The 20,327-nt window shown below is 57.4% G+C and carries 13 protein-coding genes; 8 read left to right on the top strand and 5 right to left on the bottom strand.

What is annotated here, in order from left to right:
* Positions 1 to 63 precede the first annotated feature (63 nt).
* Together BOP93_RS20550 and BOP93_RS20545 are read right to left on the bottom strand one after the other, a co-directional pair.
* Complete coding sequence (locus BOP93_RS20550; protein ID WP_104504456.1) at positions 64 to 780, bottom strand: HNH endonuclease; 717 nt, start codon at positions 778 to 780, stop codon at positions 64 to 66.
* Between the two features lie 99 nt (positions 781 to 879).
* Positions 880 to 1,458, bottom strand: a complete 579-nt coding sequence (locus BOP93_RS20545) for a BRO-N domain-containing protein (protein ID WP_104504455.1) — start codon at positions 1,456 to 1,458, stop codon at positions 880 to 882.
* A 344-nt stretch (positions 1,459 to 1,802) separates the two neighbouring features.
* On the opposite strand from BOP93_RS20545, the gene BOP93_RS20540 reads away from it, so the two are divergent.
* Positions 1,803 to 3,620, top strand: coding sequence for a deaminase (locus tag BOP93_RS20540; RefSeq protein WP_104504454.1), 1,818 nt, complete (start codon positions 1,803 to 1,805; stop codon positions 3,618 to 3,620).
* 90 nt (positions 3,621 to 3,710) lie between these two features.
* Here BOP93_RS20540 and BOP93_RS20535 read toward each other — a convergent pair whose 3' ends face one another.
* Together BOP93_RS20535 and BOP93_RS20530 are read right to left on the bottom strand one after the other, a co-directional pair.
* Positions 3,711 to 4,961: a ribonucleotide-diphosphate reductase subunit beta gene (locus BOP93_RS20535; protein WP_065935234.1), complete on the bottom strand. Its 1,251-nt coding sequence runs from the start codon at positions 4,959 to 4,961 to the stop codon at positions 3,711 to 3,713.
* A 555-nt stretch (positions 4,962 to 5,516) separates the two neighbouring features.
* Positions 5,517 to 5,786: a DUF2790 domain-containing protein gene (locus tag BOP93_RS20530; RefSeq protein ID WP_065884417.1), complete on the bottom strand. Its 270-nt coding sequence runs from the start codon at positions 5,784 to 5,786 to the stop codon at positions 5,517 to 5,519.
* A gap of 399 nt (positions 5,787 to 6,185) precedes the next feature.
* On the opposite strand from BOP93_RS20530, the gene acs reads away from it, so the two are divergent.
* From acs to argR, 7 genes are all read left to right on the top strand, one after another.
* Complete coding sequence (acs, locus tag BOP93_RS20525) at positions 6,186 to 8,141, top strand: acetate--CoA ligase (RefSeq protein ID WP_104504453.1); 1,956 nt, start codon at positions 6,186 to 6,188, stop codon at positions 8,139 to 8,141.
* Between the two features lie 696 nt (positions 8,142 to 8,837).
* The gene (locus tag BOP93_RS20520) at positions 8,838 to 9,623 is read left to right on the top strand and encodes an ABC transporter substrate-binding protein (RefSeq protein ID WP_065884419.1); all 786 of its coding nucleotides are present in this window, start codon (positions 8,838 to 8,840) and stop codon (positions 9,621 to 9,623) included.
* 92 nt (positions 9,624 to 9,715) lie between these two features.
* Positions 9,716 to 10,405, top strand: a complete 690-nt coding sequence (locus tag BOP93_RS20515) for an ABC transporter permease (RefSeq protein ID WP_053257623.1) — start codon at positions 9,716 to 9,718, stop codon at positions 10,403 to 10,405.
* Positions 10,402 to 11,100 carry an ABC transporter permease gene (locus tag BOP93_RS20510; RefSeq protein ID WP_065892692.1) on the top strand — a complete coding sequence of 233 codons (699 nt, stop codon included), beginning with the start codon at positions 10,402 to 10,404 and terminating at the stop codon, positions 11,098 to 11,100. The genes BOP93_RS20515 and BOP93_RS20510 overlap by 4 nt, the downstream gene beginning before the upstream one ends.
* A gap of 1 nt (position 11,101) precedes the next feature.
* Positions 11,102 to 12,214 carry a succinylglutamate desuccinylase/aspartoacylase family protein gene (locus tag BOP93_RS20505; RefSeq protein ID WP_104504452.1) on the top strand — a complete coding sequence of 371 codons (1,113 nt, stop codon included), beginning with the start codon at positions 11,102 to 11,104 and terminating at the stop codon, positions 12,212 to 12,214.
* A gap of 27 nt (positions 12,215 to 12,241) precedes the next feature.
* Positions 12,242 to 13,006 (top strand): ABC transporter ATP-binding protein, encoded by a 765-nt coding sequence (locus BOP93_RS20500; RefSeq protein WP_104504451.1) that lies wholly within the window; start codon positions 12,242 to 12,244, stop codon positions 13,004 to 13,006.
* 218 nt (positions 13,007 to 13,224) lie between these two features.
* Positions 13,225 to 14,205, top strand: coding sequence for a transcriptional regulator ArgR (gene argR, locus BOP93_RS20490; protein WP_104504449.1), 981 nt, complete (start codon positions 13,225 to 13,227; stop codon positions 14,203 to 14,205).
* 8 nt (positions 14,206 to 14,213) lie between these two features.
* Here the strand turns inward: argR and BOP93_RS20485 are convergent, their stop codons facing one another.
* Positions 14,214 to 20,102, bottom strand: a complete 5,889-nt coding sequence (locus tag BOP93_RS20485) for a leucine-rich repeat domain-containing protein (protein ID WP_104504448.1) — start codon at positions 20,100 to 20,102, stop codon at positions 14,214 to 14,216.
* Positions 20,103 to 20,327 lie beyond the last annotated feature (225 nt).

The following is a 20,327-nucleotide window of genomic DNA, read 5'->3' as shown; positions in this document are numbered from 1 at the left end:
ACGGGTTGGCCTCGGTCCTATCTAGTATTTTTTCGAATGTGCATCAGGTGTGACAGCAGGAGTCTACTCCCGTGCCAATCTTCCGACTTTGGCGTAAAGCCCCTCGGTGAAGGCATCCCGATCGCTCGACCGGTGACAACGCTGATGGCAATTGGGGCACAAGGCTACAGCATTGGTGATGCGATCCGAACCCTTCTGGGCGAGGTGCTTGACGTGATGTACTTCAAGAAATGGCTGGCCGTTGTCTAGCGTGAACGGTGCATGTAGGCCACAGCCTTCACAAACACCTGCTGCCTGCTGACGTACCCAAGCCCGCACTTCCGGATCGCGCACGTAGGATGTGCTGGCGGTACTGACTTGTTGCGGCGTAGTGATGCCTTCGGGCTTGGTCTTGATAGGTTTGCTTTGAAGCTTCGCTGCACGCCGCTCAAGTAACTCTTCGTCAAACGTTGGGGCGCTGTCTTGAGATTCAACGACTCCCCGCTGCGCAAGTATTCGGACGATACGAGAGACGATTCTTGAGCCGACATTATTTGCAGCTGTGTAACCAGCAATCGGTTTCTGATTCAGGGTTTCGAATACGGCGGAAATATTGCGCATGCGATAGTCGACTGACGCTGAAGACCTCGCGCTCAGCGCACCGGAACGTAAAAGCTCGTGTTCGACTGATTTTTTATAAGGCTGGCCAGCATCCTCCAGCTTCAACATCTTGAGATAAGCATCGACGGAAGCTTCAAGCTCCTCGTCGCTCCATCCGGTATTACCTTTTTGCGTATCCATACAGCCGCCGAGGGTAGAAAACCCTCGGACGATACTGAGTAGCCATTACTGCGTCTACGAAATTTCCTACGGATTGGTCGGAGTTGACTGTCGTGTTCGTCAGCAAATTCGCTGCTTAATTCGGAAAGGCTGCATGAGCTTGCGCCACCACGGAGTTTTTGAGAACTGTAGCCGATGGGTCCGGTTGACCAACAGGTAAGGCATATCCCGCAGCCTAATCCAGCCTTCGTCCTGCCAATGCAGCAAGTTCAAAGACATCTCCGGCCAATCCAGCATGCTCAGCAACGGTCTCTCTACCGTTCGTGGCTGACGCTCATCTCGCAATGTTGGAACCACTTCATGAGTGAGCCAGCTGCGTAACAGGCGATTCCCCGGTGTGTAGTGATAGACCAGCAGCGCGTAAGCGCCGGATTCGCTGATCATCAGCATTTCTTCCGGTTGACCGTGGAACAGTAGGGTTACCGTTCTTCGCTGGTCTTCATCGAGCTTGCGAGTCGTTCGCTCATCCAGATACCAGCCCATCAACCGCCCAAGATCGCGGGCACAAAACCAAGGCTGGTTTTCTAAAAGAAGGGCATGTAATGGATGGGTATAACGAGTGAAGACGGTGGCAATGAATGGATCAGGTATCACTACCCTCTCGTTGGCAGATGAGTCGAGCAGGTATTGACTACGCATTTCTATGACCTCTACGTGTTTTATGGAAGGGCTTGGCCCAACGTAGAGCGTGGATTAAAGAAATTCCAACGGGCATCGCCTCAACGCAGTATGAGTTCCGCAGGAGCTGAGGCCCGCCGGATTGTTGACTGTGCATGAGGGTTGCTTCTACGTTGGGCGTTTCTTAGGCACCTGAGATGAGGCTAGCTGTAAACCAAGACTACAAACAACTCCCCACGGGATGCAAATAAGTAAGAAATTTCCTTTTTTCTGCGCAGACGTGCAATACGTGATCTATGATCTAGCGGCCATTTGCCACTTTTTCAGATCGTGTTCTCAACGAATTGCTGTGTAACGAGGAATCTATGGAAAGTAGTACTGCGTCAGCAATTGATAATATATATAAAGAGACAAAGAATTTTCTCATAATTGGCTTGACTGGTCGTACAGGATCCGGATGTACTACCGCAGCTAAAATATTATCTTCTGGTGAGATAAATGTTCCTGCTGAAGGTTATGAAGGGTTAACTGCCAATGAATTAAAAAAGCATAGGATCATAAAAAGATATATTGATGGAAGCGGCTGGCAACCATTTTATAGAATTGAGGTGAGCTGTATTATTACATATCATTTATCTATTCTCTCAGTTCGTGCATTTAGCAGTTATTTGGCGAATTTTTTCCCCGACTTTTCTAGGCAAGATATAGTTGCGGCATCCAAGATTTTTCATGCGGTAAGAAAAAAGGTGGTTAAACTTAATTTGACCTATGGGGTGCTTGCTTCAAATCACGTTTTAGATTGGTTTGATCTTTACCTGGAAGAGTTGCCGATAATAACTGATAAGTTGAGAGTTGTTTTAGGTGGCGCAAATTTTACTCGGCTTTACCAAAAGACTGGCGACAATATAAGAGCGTCAGCGCGAGCTGATGAATCGAGATTTTTTGCGGGGGAAATATTTAATTTTCCTAAACATATTAATTTTATTATTAAGGTTGTTCGAGCTAAAACGAAATTGGATGGTTTGCCTTGCCGCATCGTGATTGATGCGATTAGGAGTCCTTACGAGGCATTCTTTCTAAAGCGCAGATATGCGAATTTTTATTTGTTCTCTATTAATACGACAGATGTTGAAAGGCGTCGTAGTTTGCGAGAATTTCGAAAGCTTTCAATTGAAGTGATTGCTGAGATAGACGCTAAAGAATATCCCAGTAAGCTCTCAGGAGCAGAGAGATTCATTGCGCAAAATATGCAGGAATGTATAGAAAATTCTGATGTTCACATTCATAACTCTAAGGGCAGTGAATTTAATCACAATGATTTAGTGAGTCAGTTGGCTTGGTATGTAACGCTGATGGCTAGGCCGGGAATTATAATGCCTACGTCTTTAGAAAACTGTATGCAGATAGCGTATACGGCAAAGCAAAATTCTGGCTGTATATCTAGACAAGTTGGGGCGGTTGTAACAGATGAGTCTTATAGTATTAAATCAGTCGGTTGGAATAGCACGCCTCAGGGGCAGACACCCTGTATATTGAGAAGTGCAGAGGACTTATTGCTGGGGTTAAATAAAGAGGACTACAGTGATTACGAGCAAAAGGATCCTAAGTTTAGAGCTGCATTGAGTAATAAGTTTTCCAAAATAATCGCCAGGAGTGGACAGGGGGATAGGAATCTATCTTACTGTTTTAAGGGTATACAAAATGAGATAGAGGGTGAGAAAAACCAAGTTCATACCCGATCTTTACATGCTGAAGAAAACGCATTTATGCAAATATCTAAGTTTGGAGGACAAAGACTTTCGGGCGGAATATTGTTCACTACAGCTAGCCCGTGCGAACTTTGTGCAAAAAAGGCATATCAGCTTGGGCTAAAGAAAATTGTTTATATAGATCCCTATCCTGGAATTGCTACTGACCATATTTTATCAGCGGGATCAAAACGTCCAGAACTCGAGCTCTTTAGAGGAGCGGTGGGACGAGCTTTTTACCAACTATACCAGCCTTTAATGCCCTACAAAGATGAGGTGGAGTTGGTTTTTGATTTGGGTGTGTATCATGACCCTAAAAAGCCATCGAAAAGTTTTCTGTTAGGTGAAAATTCTAAATTGGCCGAGCGAAATGACTTTCTTGAGAGTGAGTTGGTTCGGCTGAACGCTATTTTGAGTGGTGGAGGGGTGGTTTAAAGTCTTTTGAATTCGGGTAAGTAAGCCCTGGTAATCAGGGCTTACCAACCTCATTGGTCAGCATTGGCCAAATGCTATTTTTCTTTATAACTAATCCCAGCTCAACGCCCCACCCGTCTGATACTCAATCACCCGAGTCTCAAAGAAATTCTTCTCTTTCTTCAAGTCCATAATCTCGCTCATCCAAGGGAACGGATTCGTCGTCCCCGGATACTCTTCCTTCAACCCAATCTGCGACAGGCGACGGTTAGCGATGAACTTGAGGTAATCCTCCATCATCGCCGCGTTCATACCGAGAACACCGCGAGGCATGGTATCCCGCGCATATTCAATCTCCAACTGCGTGCCCTGCAGAATCATCTGGGTCGCTTCTTCCTTCATCTCGGCATCCCACAAGTGCGGGTTTTCGATTTTGATCTGGTTGATCACATCGATGCCGAAGTTCAGGTGCATCGACTCATCGCGCAGGATGTACTGGAACTGCTCGGCCACGCCGGTCATTTTGTTGCGGCGGCCCATGGACAGGATCTGGGTGAAGCCGCAGTAGAAGAAGATGCCTTCCAGCACGCAATAGTAGGCAACCAGGTTGCGCAGCAGCTCTTTGTCGGTGTCGACGGTGCCGGTTTCGAACTTCGGATCGGAGATCGAGCGGGTGTACTTCAAGCCCCAGGCGGCCTTTTTAGCGACCGATGGGATCTCGTGGTACATGTTGAAGATCTCGCCTTCATCCATGGCCAACGATTCGATGCAGTATTGGTAGGCGTGGGTATGGATCGCTTCTTCGAAGGCCTGGCGCAGGATGTACTGGCGGCACTCGGGGTTGGTGATCAGGCGGTACACGGCCAGCACCAGGTTGTTAGCGACCAGGGAGTCGGCGGTGGAGAAGAAGCCGAGGTTGCGCATGACGATGCGACGTTCGTCGTCGGTCAGGCCTTCGGGGTTTTTCCACAGGGCGATGTCGGCGGTCATGTTGACCTCTTGCGGCATCCAGTGGTTGGCGCAGCCGTCGAGGTATTTCTGCCAGGCCCAGTCGTACTTGAAGGGTACGAGCTGGTTGAGGTCGGCGCGGCAGTTGATCATGCGCTTTTCGTCAACGGCGACGCGGGCGGAGGCGCCTTCGAGTTCGGCGAGGCCTTCGGCGACGTCGAGTTTGTCCAGTTCGGCCTTGGCGCGTGCGATGGCGGCCGAATCACTGGCGGTGACGGCGCGGGCTTCGATGGCGGCGGCGGCGCCGGCTCCGTCGAGGCGGTCCATGTTGGCTTCGGTGGCGTGGCCGGCGTTGGCGCCTTTAGCGGCTACTTCGCCTTCTTCTTCTTTGTCGAATTCGTCCCAGCTCAGCATGACGTGTCGTCTCCTGCGTGAGGGCTCAAAGGTGCCCGTGTGAAACCGGATGGTGGGGTGTTCACACGGCCCTGAGGCCGCGGTGGATCTTAAGGAATCGTTTGTTGCAGCAGCTCGCGCAGGCAAATAAACGGAAATTGCGTAACGGGTACTGCATGAGGCTTGAGGTGCGGAGCGGTAGGTGCAGGCTCCAGCGGAGGCCTCAGGTCTGGCTCTTCATCCCTGTGTAAAGGGATATTGCAGGCCCGATTTACCCGCGCATTATAGGGAAAAAAACGGGTTTGTGTTGCGGCGGATGGTCACTTGCAGGCGCCAAATTAGCGTGGTTTACGGCCAAAGCGTGTGTTTGCGAGGCTTTGCCGGGATTGGATTTTTTTGACGGGCGGTGTGAGGGTTTTTATAGGGGGGCGCAGGCAGGGCTTTATAAGGTGGGTGCGGCGGCTGACGCTATCGGGAGCAAGCCCCCTCCCACATTTTGATCGCGGTGTTTCAACGGTCGGGCCTTGGCCGCAAGAGCGATTTCTTGCGGCATTAAGCATCCAACTTGAAAACCGATTATCCGTTAGAGCAACCATTGCCCATCACATGATAATTAAGAATATGACGCTGACCTTGCGAGTCTTCATATTCCATCTTCACCGGTACAACTTCACACACTTGTGGAATATCACTCATGGACACTACTTTGGCGACGTCCAGGTGGGTGCTGTAGGTGTAGTCCTCGACAATCGGCGCGTTGCCGCCAGCCAGCTCCGTCGGGGCTTCGTCGGCCAGGGCGGCGGTGGCGCACAGGCTGCTGAGGGCTAATACTACTAAAGCTTTCATTTCTCTATTTACCTTCTTCAGGGCGAAAGGGGTCACGGGCCCTTGTGAGGCCACGTGTGTCACTTGAAAGTTGGGAAGTTCGGATTAACGTTGCCTTCGTGGGGGCTGTTACGGTGTTAATCAGAGTGCCTTGGTTGGCGGAGTTGATTTTAGGCGCCCGGGTTATATTCATATACCCGTGGTTTTGATAAACACTTTTGACGGTTTTTGTAACAATCCCTCGATGGAGGTTTTTTCAGCAGGCCGCCAAGCGCCACAGGACCCGGGCCAGAGCGGGATACCGGCATAGCTGGGCAATTTGTAGGGTCTTGTTACTACCATCGTCGAATGGTTCTATAGGCCTACCCCGGCTACAACAGGGGCCATACAACAACAACTATTGTCACCGAGGTAAGAAAGATGAGTGCGGCTTCCCTGTACCCCGTTCGTCCCGAAGTAGCAGCCAACACGCTGACCGACGAGGCGACCTACAAGGCGATGTACCAGCAGTCGGTGGTCAATCCCGATGGTTTCTGGCGCGAGCAAGCCAAGCGTCTCGACTGGATCAAGCCTTTCACCACGGTGAAGCAGACCTCGTTCGACGATCACCATGTCGACATCAAGTGGTTTGCCGATGGCACCCTGAACGTTTCCTACAACTGCCTGGACCGCCACCTCGCCGAGCGTGGCGACCAGATCGCGATCATCTGGGAGGGCGATGATCCTGCCGAGAGCCGCAACATCACCTACCGCGAACTGCATGAACAAGTCTGCAAGTTCGCCAACGCCCTGCGCGGCCAGGATGTGCACCGCGGCGATGTGGTGACTATCTATATGCCGATGATCCCCGAAGCCGTGGTCGCCATGCTGGCCTGTACCCGCATCGGGGCGATTCATTCGGTGGTGTTCGGTGGTTTCTCGCCGGAAGCCCTGGCCGGTCGTATCATCGACTGTAAGTCGAAGGTGGTGATCACTGCTGACGAAGGCATTCGCGCGGGTAAGAAGATTCCGCTCAAGGCCAACGTCGATGACGCCCTGACCAACCCGGAAACCAGCAGCATCCAGAAGGTCATCGTGTGCAAGCGCACCAATGGCGCGATCAAGTGGAACCAGCATCGCGACATCTGGTACGAAGACCTGATGAAAGTGGCGGGCACCGTGTGTGCGCCCAAGGAGATGGGCGCCGAAGAAGCGCTGTTCATCCTCTACACCTCCGGCTCCACCGGCAAGCCCAAGGGCGTGCAGCACACCACCGGCGGCTATCTGCTGTATGCAGCCCTGACCCATGAGCGCGTGTTCGACTACCGCCCGGGCGAAATCTACTGGTGCACCGCCGACGTCGGCTGGGTCACCGGCCACACCTACATCGTTTATGGCCCGCTGGCTAACGGCGCGACCACGCTGCTGTTCGAAGGTGTGCCGAACTACCCGGATATCACGCGGGTGGCGAAGATCGTCGACAAGCACAAGGTCAACGTCCTCTACACCGCGCCGACCGCGATTCGCGCGATGATGGCCTCGGGCACCGCCGCCTGCGAAGGCGCCGACGGCAGCAGCCTGCGCCTGCTGGGTTCGGTGGGCGAGCCGATCAACCCGGAAGCCTGGGACTGGTACTACAAGAATGTCGGCCAATCCCGTTGCCCGATTGTCGACACCTGGTGGCAGACCGAAACTGGCGGCAACATGATGAGCCCGTTGCCGGGTGCCCATGCGCTCAAGCCGGGTTCGGCCGCGCGTCCGTTCTTTGGCGTGGTGCCGGCGCTGGTGGACAACCTGGGCAACCTGATCGAAGGTGCGGCCGAAGGCAACCTGGTGATCCTCGATTCGTGGCCGGGCCAGGCGCGTACGCTGTTTGGCGACCATGACCGTTTCGTCGACACCTACTTCAAGACCTTCCGCGGCATGTACTTCACCGGTGACGGTGCGCGACGTGACGAGGACGGTTACTACTGGATCACCGGGCGTGTGGACGACGTGCTCAACGTGTCCGGCCACCGCATGGGCACCGCCGAGATCGAAAGCGCCATGGTCGCCCACCCGAAAGTCGCCGAAGCGGCGGTGGTGGGGGTGCCGCATGACATCAAGGGGCAGGGCATTTACGTCTACGTCACCTTGATCGGCGGCGAAGAGCCCAGCGAGCAACTGCGCCTGGAGTTGAAGAACTGGGTGCGCAAGGAGATCGGCCCGATTGCTTCGCCGGACGTGATCCAGTGGGCGCCGGGCTTGCCGAAGACGCGCTCGGGGAAAATCATGCGGCGGATTCTGCGCAAGATTGCCACGGCTGAATATGACGGGCTGGGGGATATCTCCACCCTGGCCGACCCGGGTGTGGTTGCGCAGTTGATTGAGACGCACAAGACCATGAACGTCGCATAAAGCGGGGTAGGTGGGACAGAGCCCCATTCGGCGCAGGCCGGGTGGGGCTTTTTTATGGGATCCTGCACACAGTGAAGGTCCCTTGTGGGAGGGGGCTTACCCCCGATGGCAGTGGGTCAGTGGAGCATGTATCAGCTGGCACACCGCTATCGGGGGCAAGCCCCCTCCCACATTTGGATTGCATTTCAAGGCATGTGCAGAGGGTGGTCTGGCAGACCTGCATAACCAACAAGCCAATAAATATCGATTTGCGCAGTAGGACATTTCTGAATGTTACCGTCGAACGCAAATGTGTAACCCTGCGCCCTGGCATGAGGCGAACGGCTACGTCCGTGCCTCGAAAAACCGCGTTTCAGACACCCCCGCAAATAAGATTAAACGCCACACTTGCCGTGCCAGAAGGGTTTGCGAATAATAGGCCCGCAATTTGCAGCATTAGCTGGTTTAATATCTTTTGTCTCTGCATAAAATCCAGAGGCTGTCAATGGGCTGGAACCGCTTTCTCGATGCTTCTGTAAATTGTTGTCGCATTGAGGAAATATCGGCTTTCCGCCTGTCGTTAGAATGCCGATCACTCGCTCGTCGTCGCTGGCACTCTCTGGCGCAGGACGCTGCAACGCTATTCGGTTTCACCTTCGCCGCATCGTGGGCCATGGCTCATACTGCTGTTTTGCCCTATACCGATGGAGTCCCAAGATGAAGAAACTCGTGCTGTTGGGCGCCCTGGCGCTGTCCGTGCTGTCCATGCAGGCTTTCGCCGAAGGCAAGCCACTGAAGATTGGTATTGAAGCCGCTTACCCTCCGTTTGCCTCGAAGGCGCCGGATGGCAGCATCGTCGGTTTTGACTACGACATCGGCAACGCCCTGTGCAAGCAGATGGACGTGAAGTGCACCTGGGTCGAGCAGGAATTCGACGGCCTGATCCCGGCGCTGAAAGTGCGCAAGATCGACGCGATCCTGTCGTCCATGTCCATCACGGAAGACCGCAAGAAGTCCGTTGACTTCACCAACCGCTACTACCTGACGCCGGCGCGCCTGGTGTTGAAGGAAGGCACCACGGTCAGCGACAGCCTGGATGAACTCAAGGGCAAGAAGATTGGTGTGCAGCGCGGTTCGATCCACGATCGTTTCGCCAAGGAAGTGCTGGCTCCCAAAGGTGCCACGGTTGTGCCTTACAGCTCGCAGAACGAAATCTACCTGGACGTGGAAGCCGGTCGCCTCGACGGCACCGTGGCTGACGCCACCCTTTTGCAGGAAGGTTTCCTCGACACCCCCGCCGGCAAAGGCTACGCGTTCACTGGCCCATCGTTCACCGACGTCAAATACTTCGGCGACGGCGTAGGCATCGCGGTACGCAAGGGCGACCAGGAAAACCTGGACCGTATCAACGCCGCTATCACCGCGATCCGTGCCAACGGCGAGTACAAGAAAATCCAGGACAAGTACTTCAACTTCGACATTTACGGGCCTGAAGCCAAGTAAATCGTCGCAGCTGTCTGTCTGAAATGGCGCAAGCAACAGAACACTCTGAAGTTTGCGCCATTTTTTCATCCCCCTTTTCGAGGACCTGAATCATGTTGAAAGGCTACGGGGCCGTTATCCTCGATGGCGCATGGTTGACGCTTCAGCTCGCCTTGTCGTCCATGGCCCTGGCCATTGTTCTGGGTCTGATCGGGGTCGCGTTACGCCTGTCGCCGGTGCGCTGGTTGGCCTGGCTGGGTGACTTGTACTCCACGGTGATCCGCGGGATCCCCGACCTGGTGCTGATCCTGCTGATTTTCTACGGCGGTCAGGACCTGCTCAACCGCGTCGCGCCGCTGCTCGGCTACGACGACTATATCGACCTGAACCCCCTGGCCGCCGGTATCGGCACCCTGGGTTTCATCTTTGGCGCCTACCTGTCGGAAACCTTCCGCGGCGCCTTCATGGCCATTCCCAAGGGGCAGGCTGAAGCCGGCCTGGCGTATGGCATGAGCAGCTTCCAGGTGTTTTTCCGGGTGATGGTGCCGCAGATGATTCGGCTGGCGATCCCCGGTTTCACCAACAACTGGCTGGTTCTGACCAAGGCGACTGCGCTGATTTCAGTGGTGGGCCTGCAAGACATGATGTTCAAGGCCAAGCAGGCGGCCGACGCCACCCGCGAGCCTTTTACCTTCTTCCTCGCAGTGGCAGCGATGTACCTGGTGATTACCAGCGTGTCGTTGCTGGCCCTGCGCTACCTTGAGAAGCGCTACTCGGTAGGCGTAAGGGCGGCTGATCTATGATCTTCGACTACAACGTCATCTGGGAGGCCATGCCGCTGTACCTCGGCGGCCTGCTGACCACCCTCAAACTGCTCGCCATCGCGCTGTTCTTCGGCCTGCTCGCTGCCTTGCCCCTGGGCCTGATGCGCGTGTCCAAGCAGCCGATCGTCAATGGTGCGGCGTGGCTGTACACCTATGTGATTCGCGGCACGCCGATGCTGGTGCAGCTGTTTTTGATCTACTACGGGCTGGCCCAGTTCGAAGCGGTGCGGGAAAGCTTCCTGTGGCCGCTGCTGTCCAGCGCTACGTTCTGTGCGTGCCTGGCGTTTGCGATCAACACCAGCGCCTACACCGCCGAGATCATCGCCGGTAGCCTCAAGGCCACGCCCAATGGCGAGATCGAAGCGGCCAAGGCCATGGGCATGTCGCGCTACAAGCTGTACCGCCGCATCCTGTTGCCGTCGGCCCTGCGCCGCGCGCTGCCGCAGTACAGCAACGAAGTGATCATGATGCTGCAGACCACCAGCCTGGCCTCCATCGTCACCCTGATCGATATCACCGGTGCCGCGCGCACGGTGAACGCCCAGTATTACCTGCCGTTCGAAGCCTATATCACCGCCGGCGTATTCTACCTGTGCCTGACATTCATCCTGGTGCGCCTGTTCAAGTTGGCCGAGCGCCGCTGGCTGAGCTACCTGGCTCCACGGAAGCATTGATATGGAACGTATCGATCACCTGTTGCCCTGGGGTCACCTGGGCTGCGAACGCCAGCTGAGCGTGTTTCGTTTCGGCAGTGGCGAGCGCAAGGCCTATATCCAGGCCAGCCTGCATGCCGATGAATTACCCGGCATGCGCGCGGCCTGGGAGCTGAAAAAGCGCCTCACCGAACTGGAACAGCAAGGCGCGCTGAACGGCGTGATCGAGTTGGTACCGGTGGCCAACCCGATGGGCTTGGGCCAGTTGCTGCAAGGCAGTCATCAGGGCCGTTTCGAGGTGGGCAGCGGCAAGAATTTCAACCGCGATTTCGTTGAGCTGAGCGAACCGGTGGCCGAGCGGCTGCAAGGCAAGCTGGGCGATGACCCCCACGCCAATGTGCGCATGATTCGCCAGGCCATGAGCGATGTGCTCACGGCCTTGCCCGCGCCAGGCAGCCAGTTGCAAGGCATGCAACGTATCCTGCTCAGCCATGCCTGCACCGCCGACGTGGTGCTCGACCTGCATTGCGACGCCGAGGCCGCGCTGCACATGTACGCACTGCCCCAGCACTGGCCGCAGTGGCGCTCGCTGTCGGCGCATTTGAATGTGAAGGTCGGCCTGCTCGCGGAAGATTCCGGCGGCAGTTCGTTCGATGAAGCCTGTTCGTTGCCCTGGCTGCGTTTGTCGCGCGCGTTTCCCGACGCACAGATTCCGCTGGCCTGTCTGGCGACAACGCTGGAGTTGGGCGGCCAGGCTGACACCGGCCGCGATGAAGCGGTCTTCCACGCTGAAGGCATCCTGGCGTTTCTGGCCGAGCAAGGCCTGATCAAGGGCGAATGGCCGGCGCCGCAACACGAAGCGTGCGAAGGCATGCCGTTCGAAGGCACCGAATTGCTGTTCGCGCCCCACGCCGGGGTGATCAGTTACCTGCGTAAGGCCGGTGACTGGGTAGAAAAGGGCGAGCCGATTTTTGAAGTGATTGACCCCCTGCAAGACCGCGTGAGCGTGATTCACGCCGGTACGTCGGGGGTATTGTTTGCCGTTGAACGGCTGCGTTATGCCCAAGCGGGTTTCTGGCTGGCCAAGGTGGCGGGGCGCGAAGCGCTGCGTCACGGGCGCTTGCTCAACGACTGACCACCTGTTTTTGTGAGAACCGACCGCATGTACAAGCTTGAAGTCCAAGACCTGCATAAACGCTATGGCAGTCATGAAGTGCTCAAGGGCGTGTCCCTGGCCGCCGCAGCTGGTGATGTGATCAGCATCATCGGCTCCAGTGGTTCGGGCAAAAGTACGTTTTTGCGCTGCATCAACCTGCTGGAGCAGCCCCACGCCGGCAAGATCCTGCTCAACAACGAAGAGCTGAAACTGGTCGCGACCAAAGACGGCGCGATGAAGGCCGCCGACCCCAAACAACTGCAGCGCATGCGTTCGCGCCTGTCCATGGTGTTCCAGCATTTCAACCTGTGGTCGCACATGACCGCGATTGAAAACGTGATGGAAGCGCCGGTGCATGTGCTGGGCGTGTCGAAGAAAGAAGCCCGTGAAAAGGCCGAGCACTACCTGGCCAAGGTCGGCGTGGGCCATCGCAAGGATGCGTTCCCCGGCCACATGTCCGGCGGCGAGCAGCAGCGCGTGGCAATCGCCCGTGCCCTGGCGATGGAGCCTGAGGTGATGCTGTTCGACGAGCCGACTTCGGCGCTCGACCCTGAGCTGGTGGGCGAAGTGCTCAAGGTCATGCAGGACCTGGCCCAGGAAGGCCGCACCATGGTGGTGGTCACCCACGAAATGGGCTTTGCTCGTGAAGTGTCGAACCAGTTGGTGTTCCTGCACAAAGGCATTGTCGAAGAGCGCGGCAACCCGAGGGAAGTGCTGGTGAACCCGCAGTCCGAGCGGTTGCAGCAGTTCCTCTCCGGTAGCTTGAAATAATCAAGACTGCCACTCAACCCCTGTAGGAGCGAGCTTGCTCGCGAAGATCGTCAACGATAACGCGGGAAGCCTGATACCCCGCGGCGTTCTAAGGTTTTTCGCGAGCAAGCTCGCTCCTACAGGAGAGCAGGTCTTCATTGTTTTTGAGATTTGTGTTGGTTTACGGGCTAGCATTGGCCCACGGCTTCTTTCACTGTTTTCGCTTCGGATAGCACTCCATGACCGCCCACAAAATTGGTTTCCTGATTTGGCCCAGCACAAAAGCACTCACGCTTGCGCTGGCTGAGGAGGCCTTGCGCGTCGCCCAGCGGGTGCATCCGGAGGTGGTTTACGAGCTGTCTTTTTTGCTCGCCGAGCCGGCTACCCCGGGTGCCTGGCAACTGCCCGGCGAGCCATGGGCCGGTAAGCTCGAAGGTTTCCAGAAGCTGTTCCTGCTGGCGGACGAACCCCCCACCATCATTGCGTCCCAGCTCAGCACCGCACTCAAGCAGCTGGTTCGGGCCGGGTGTGTGATCGGTGGTTTGTCGGCCGGTGTCTACCCGCTGGCCCAGCTGGGTTTGCTCGACGGCTACCGCGCCGCCGTGCATTGGCGCTGGCAGGACGATTTTGCCGAGCGCTTCCCCAAGGTCATCGCCACCAGCCATCTATTCGACTGGGACCGTGATCGCTTGACCGCCTGTGGTGGCATGTCGGTGCTCGACCTGCTGCTGGCGGTGCTGGCCCGTGACCACGGCGCCGAGCTGGCCGGTGCGGTGTCGGAAGAACTGGTGGTCGAGCGCATCCGCGAGGGCGGTGAGCGCCAGCGCATCCCGTTGCAAAACCGCCTGGGTTCCAGCCACCCGAAGCTGACCCAGGCGGTGCTGTTGATGGAGGCGAATATCGAAGAGCCGCTGACCACCGATGAGATCGCCCAGCACGTGTGCGTGTCGCGACGACAACTGGAACGGATCTTCAAGCAATACCTCAATCGCGTCCCCAGCCAGTATTACCTGGAACTGCGCCTGAACAAGGCGCGCCAGATGTTGATGCAAACCAGCAAGTCGATCATCCAGATCGGCCTGTCGTGCGGCTTCTCCTCGGGGCCGCATTTCTCCAGCGCTTACCGCAATTTCTTCGGCGCCACGCCGCGGGAAGACCGCAACCAGCGGCGCAGCAGCAGCCCCTTCGAGTTGTCGTCGGTGCCCTCAGAGCGCGGCTGATTAAACAGTCAGTCCTCGTCTGGTACAGGCAGGCCCACCACCAGCGCCCTGCCTTGGGAGTCCAAGGTGGCGGCTGTGACCTGGAAGTCCACACCTGTGCGTTGGTAGTACTGACGCAAGCGCTCCATGCTTTGCGCCGACAGTGGGTTGCCGCTCAAGTCGCTGTCGCCATTGAAGGTTGCTGACGTCTCCAGCAAGTCCTGGGGTATCTCTCGGATTGCGTTATCGCTCAGGTCCAGCGTTTGCAGTTGATCCAGGCCAAATACGCCCTCTGGAACTTCGCTCAGTGCCGCGTTGCTCAGATACAGCGCAGCCAGTTGGTTCAGCGAGCTGACGTCAGGGGCGTGACCCAGGGGGTTGTTGCTCAAATTGATAAACTCAAGTTCGGTCGCCCCCGTCAGCACGCCCCGGGTTTCGGGTGTCAGTCGGATTGCGCACTCCGTTATCTCCAGTGTGGAGAGCTTGGGCATCCGCTGGATCGCTTTCGGCAGGGTGCCGAGGGAGCACTTGCTCAGTTTGAGGGTTTGCAGATGGATGAAGCTGCGCAACGTATCGTCGACACCAGTCGTGGTGCCGTTGCCGTCCAGTTGGAACGAGGTCACGTGGTCGAAGTTGGCGTTCAACTCCGGTAAATCGCCGAGTATCGGTGTGTCGAGTAGGACCTGGTGGGTCAGCTCATCGTCCAGGCTTTCTTCATCTTCGGGGGCTTCTCGCCGCCACGCCTGCTCCAGCAGTGCCTTGAAGTTGCGCCGCCTCAGTTGATCCTGGGCGCGGGTTTGTTCGTCAATAGGCACATCCAGGATGGGGTGCCGATCCGGTACAGCCTGCACCCACACCTGCAGGTCGTTGCTCAGTCGCTCGTACTCAGCTTCCAGGCGCGCCAACGTAGGTTCGATTGCCGCCATGTCGCCGGGCAGGCGGAAGATGAAACGGTCTGCCTCATTATCCAGAAACGAGGGGTATAGCCGCTGCGTGCGTATGCGTTGTGATTCGGATGCCTGGGCGGCGAAGCTTTCCCCGGTGCGCTGGCAGTAGCGTTTGATCGACTCCAGGGTTTGGGGTGTCAAGGGGTTTGCGGAAAGGTCCAGGCTACTGGTGGTTGAGGCCGGCATGGAAAAAAGTGTCTCGGGCAGTTCCTCGATGGCGTTCTGGCTCAAGTTGACTGACTGGCGTGGCGTGTCGCCCAGCAGGCTAGGGGGTACCTGCATCAATCCGGTGTCTTTGAGCGAGATCTTGCTCAGATTGGGCAGGTGACTGAAATCCGGAGTGCGTACCAGCGCGTTGTGCGCCAGGTTCAGGTATTCGAGGCGGGTCATGCCTTGCAAACCCGTTACGCTGGTGGGGCTCAGTTCTATTGAGCAGCGTGGCAGCGCCAGGATGGATAGTGCCTGCTGGCTGAACACCTGAGCAGGGATGTCGCCGAGCGTCACGTTTTTGATGTCCAGGATACTCAGGGCCGGGAAGCTTTCGATAAAGGCGGTTGACCCCATCGGGCTACCGTTGCCTTTGATGGTCAGTGAGCCAACATGCTTAAAGCGCGCGTTCAGCGTGGGTAGCTCGCCCGCGAGCGTTGCGGGGATTTCCAGCGTATGGACGAATTGAGTGTCTTGGTGGCGGGGGTCCCTGCGCCAGCTCTGCTCAAGCAATGCGCTGAGCTCACTCCGCCGGGTGGCTTCCAGTGGCGGCAGCTGCGGTTGTTGTGCCCAGTGCTTGAGCTCGGACTGCAGCGTATCCAATTCACCGGCCAGCCTTGCCAGTTCGCGCTTACCCGCTTCCAGGTCGCCTGGGAGGCTGTAGATAAACTGGTTGATCTGGTTGGTGTCCAGTGAGGGATACAGCATTTTTGCGTCGCGCGTATCCACTGCCGGAGCATCGACCTCCCAGTAGGTGCCGTGCTGCTGGTAATAGGCTTTAACACGCTCAAGGGTGGCCGATGACAGAGGGTTGTCAGACAGGTCGAAGGCAACGCTGATATGCGACGGCAGGTCGAACAGTGGCTGCGGTAATTCTCTGATCTGGTTACCGCTGAGAAAGGCCGCGCTAAGGTCGTTGCGAGTGAGCAAGCCAGGAGGGAGGCGATCGATGCCGGTTTCGGACAGGTCCAGGGTGTTCAGCTCGTTCATCGCGTCCACGCTGGGCACCCGACCCAAAGGGTTTCTATGCAGGTCCAGGGTTTGCAATTGGGTCATCGAGGCGAGCTGGGCCTGGCTGTGCGGCGTCAGGGCAACTGCGCAGTCGCTCAGGCTCAGTACGTTCAAGCCGCGCATTTGAGGTACGGCTGCTGGCAGGTTGCCTAAGGGAATGCCGTCAACGCTCAAGTGACGCAGTCGGGGAAAGTGGCCCAGGAACGCCGCTGCTCCTTGTGTGTGATTGCTGCCTGACAGAGTCAGCATTGATACGTGATCGAAGTTGGCGGACAGTCGCGGAAGTTCTCCACGAATATGGTAGTGCAAGTTCAGTCGATAGCCGTCGCGCGTCGGGTCTTCAAAGTAATCATCGACGGACGACTCCCTGCGCCAGCAGCGTTTGAGTTCGCGGGCGATGTGTTCGCGATTGCGTTGCTCGTACTGACGCTGGCGTGAGCTGAGTAGGGGGCCGTTACCGGGGTCCTGAAGCGGAATGTTGCGTTGCCAGGCATTGAGGTCACGTTCCAGTTGGCTGTATTCGATGCTCAGTGCCGCCAGGCCGGCGCGTGCACCGCCAGGCTGTGAGTGCAAGTGGTTCACCAGGGTCATCAATTGTTGTTCGCCAAGTCTGGGGTACAGGTGGTGCGCGCGATCAAGCAAGTTCGTAGGGCCTAGCGGCGCGGGCGCCCGGGCACGATAGCCGTTGTCGCTGCCCAACAGGCGCAGGGTTTCAGTGACGCTTTCCGGCTTGCTTTCAGGGGTGAGCAGTGTGCGCAGTTCACTGCGGGGCAGTGGCGCTTGCCGCAGGCGCTGCTTGAGTTGTGCGCCGTCGTGGATGCCAAGGCCAAGCTGGTCGCGCTGCTTATCGGGTAGGGCACTTAGCACGGCTGAGTAGAGGTCGGTCTCGCTCCAAAGGGCTCCCTGTTCATTGTGGGGCTGGTAGCGGCCGGCTTCAGTACGCACCAACGTGCGTTGGATCGGGGCGTCATCTGGACCGATCCGCAGCCAAGTCGGCCCGGTCAGCGAGTGGTGACGAGCCTCTAGCTGTACCTCGCCAGACCAGCCTGGCAGTGTGCGCAGGGAGTTCAGTGCCAGGCGATCAGTGTCCAGGGAGGGCGGCGCATTCAGGTGCTGACCTTCATAGGCGCGGTTGAGCCGTACTTCATTCAACGCGGTGCGTGCCAGTTCGGCCAGGCGCGGGGGCGTGTTTCGTTCGTGCAGTGCTTCAAGTTCTGCACCGCTGGCCTCGCTCACAAGTGTTTTCGCAACGCTTATAGGCAGTTCAGGCGTGATGGTGAGCAATTGCTGGGTAAGCGGTTCGGTGGTGGCTTGCAACGTCCCATAACGCGAGTCGAACAACGCGCTGCGCTGGCTATCGGCAATGTCCGCCAGCTTATGGCGTAGCAGGTGGGCGCGGCGATCCAGGCTGAGTTCGGGATCGCTGGCGCGCTCACCGAACTGCGCACGGATTTCTTCGGCGCTCATCCCACGCAGGACGGTTTTCAGCAAGTCGCCGTTCTCCAGCTGGGCCTCAAATACCTGAATCACTGGCATGCGCTCATCACCGAACTCCCAGGCTGTTTGCCCCTTGTCGTTGACGATGCGCAAGGCTTTGGTGGGCGGCCACGAGCCGTGGGTGGTCAACACTTGCAAGGTGTCTTGTGGGTCAATCAGGTGGTACACCGCCGGGTCGTCGCTGCGTAGCTGATCGATCAGCCGCTGGATGCTGCGGTCGATGCGCAGACGACTCAAGGTATCGTCCAGTAGCGGTGATAGAGGCTCGCTGTTGACGTGCATTTTGCGCACGACACCCTCATCCACGCCGCTGATGTGCAAGGCCAGTTCCCGGTCAGCTTCGCTTAAATCCTGCACGCTGTGCCCCAGTCTGCGCAGCAACGTGTGCTTGTCCCACTGCAAGGGCTGTTCGAGTTCGGTGTGCCACGCGCCGGCGCCGTTGTGTCGCACAATCGGGCGATAGGCGTCAGGGCGGCTGGGGTGTTTGATGTAGTAAAACTCACCGTCCGGACTTTCTTCCACGGTGTACAGCTTGTTTTCCAGTGGCAGGATGGTTTCCTTGCGTACCTCGTGCAGGCCCAGCTCGTTGATACCCAAGCGCGTTGGCAACGATGATGGGTACTCATAGGGCGCTAGGTCCGGTTTCCAGTAGCGTTTGGCGCCGTTGGCCAGGCTCACCGGTTTGAAGCTGTCAATGTACGCGAGGACGTTTTCGGGCAGCACTTTGCGCAGCTCGGCCGGGCCAATTTGAGTGCCCGCAGCGAAAGCACCCATCTGCACCAGGGATTCCAGCACGCTCATCAGATGACCGAAGGCTTCCTTGCCCAAGCCTTCAGCCCAGTCGATCACGCCTTCAAACACGTCATTGAGCAGTTGATAAGCCATATAGCCCAGCATCAATTCGCCCAGGCCCGGCACAAAGGGGGCGACCACCATCAGTGCGGCGTTGAGGATCGAGGAAGCCACATCGACGAAAGAGTCCCAAAGCCGCCAGCGCGCCTCACGATCGACGCTGGCGGTAGAGACGGCCAGTGTGCGGGCGTCGTTGAGAATCTTGTCGAGTTTGCGACGGTACAGATGCAACCAGGGGTCGCCCCAGACGGGCTGCGCATCAAACTGTAGCTTGGGGTCTTCGATGGGAGTGCTGCGCCAGGGCGATTGGCCGCTGCCCCCGACCGGTGGGTGCCAGGTGATGCGTGCCAGGCGCTGGCTCAAGCCGGAAAAAAACACCCCGCGTTGGGCGTGGGGTACAAAGCGGCTGAAGAAGGTTTGGTAGTCGCGGTCGCGCAGTTGCCGGGTCAGTTCCTGTTTGAATGCCAGGGGCGAGGCGTATTCCTTGAGCGGATGCTGCGGATCATCTGGAACGTATGCCACCAGGCGTTGCGGCGAGCGGGGTCTCTCAAGGTCGGGAGAGAACAGTTGAATGCCGGTCAGCGCAATGTCCATCATGCGCAGCTCCTGGCAGCGCAACGGTTGGCCGTTGAGCCTGAGGTTGGGCGTGCCAGCTATCAGCCCTTCGATCAAGTCAGCATAGTCGTCGCTGATATCGTCCTTGATACGTGCCAGTTGCACGGCTGCATGCAGGGCTGCTTTCTGGCTGGCGTCGACCTTCAGGCGCAATACCGCAGCGGCAACCGGGTTGGACATGCCCAGCTCATCGTTGAGGTAGCGGGCGTAGCGGGCACCCATGTCCAGGTCACGGCACAGGCTGGCGAATGCCTGGATCGATAGCACGCGTTTGATCTGCGGCAACGTGTCGAATTGCCCGCTGGCCGAAGGCTGCGTGATAAAGGTCGAGGCAGGCTCGTAGGCGTCGGCCAGGGTTTCCTTGTGTTCAAAGTTATGCAGGGCGGCGTCGAGCAGCGAAACCGTCCAGGTGCGCGCTGCACCGGAGCGTATCGGGAACCAGGGAGTACGATCAGGGATATACAGGCGTAAATAGGTTGTCTCGACGTTCAGGCCCAGGCCGTAATCGGCTTTCAATGCCTGTTCGAGGATCGGCTTGGCGAACGCCTTGGCGTCCTGCAGGTGCTGCAATGCCCGATCTACGCTGTTCTGTGCCTCCCAGTGGGCACCGGTCAGTCGCGCGAGCGCGGCGCGTTGTTCGGCACTGCCCGGCAGCTCTTGTGGCTGGGTGGCGGCAAGTGCCTGGCGTTTGTCGGCGCAGGCATTGCCGAGCCAGGAGGGCAGGGTGTCGGTCAACAATTGATAGTGGCTGTCGGGCAGGCGGGTATCGGAATAATCGAGGTTCGTCATGGAGCGGGTCCGTGCAAGTCATGAAGCCCGCAGTAAACCAGCCGGTTACAGAGGGGGGACTTTAGATAGTTAGGGGGCGCAACCCTTTCACTGGATAACCCTGACGCAAACCTGGCGCAGCGTTTAAACTGCGCCATTGCGACGCTATTTGTCGCATTGGCGTAAACCCGCTAAAAACGCGGGTTGGCGCTATAAGAAGTTGTCGCTTGGCGGCAAGGCCCTACT

The sequence above is a fragment of the Pseudomonas orientalis genome (assembly GCF_002934065.1).
Classification (GTDB): Bacteria; Pseudomonadota; Gammaproteobacteria; order Pseudomonadales; family Pseudomonadaceae; genus Aquipseudomonas; species Aquipseudomonas orientalis_A.
Note: the sequence above shows the minus strand (reverse complement) of the source record. Positions and strands in the feature narration are given on the sequence as shown.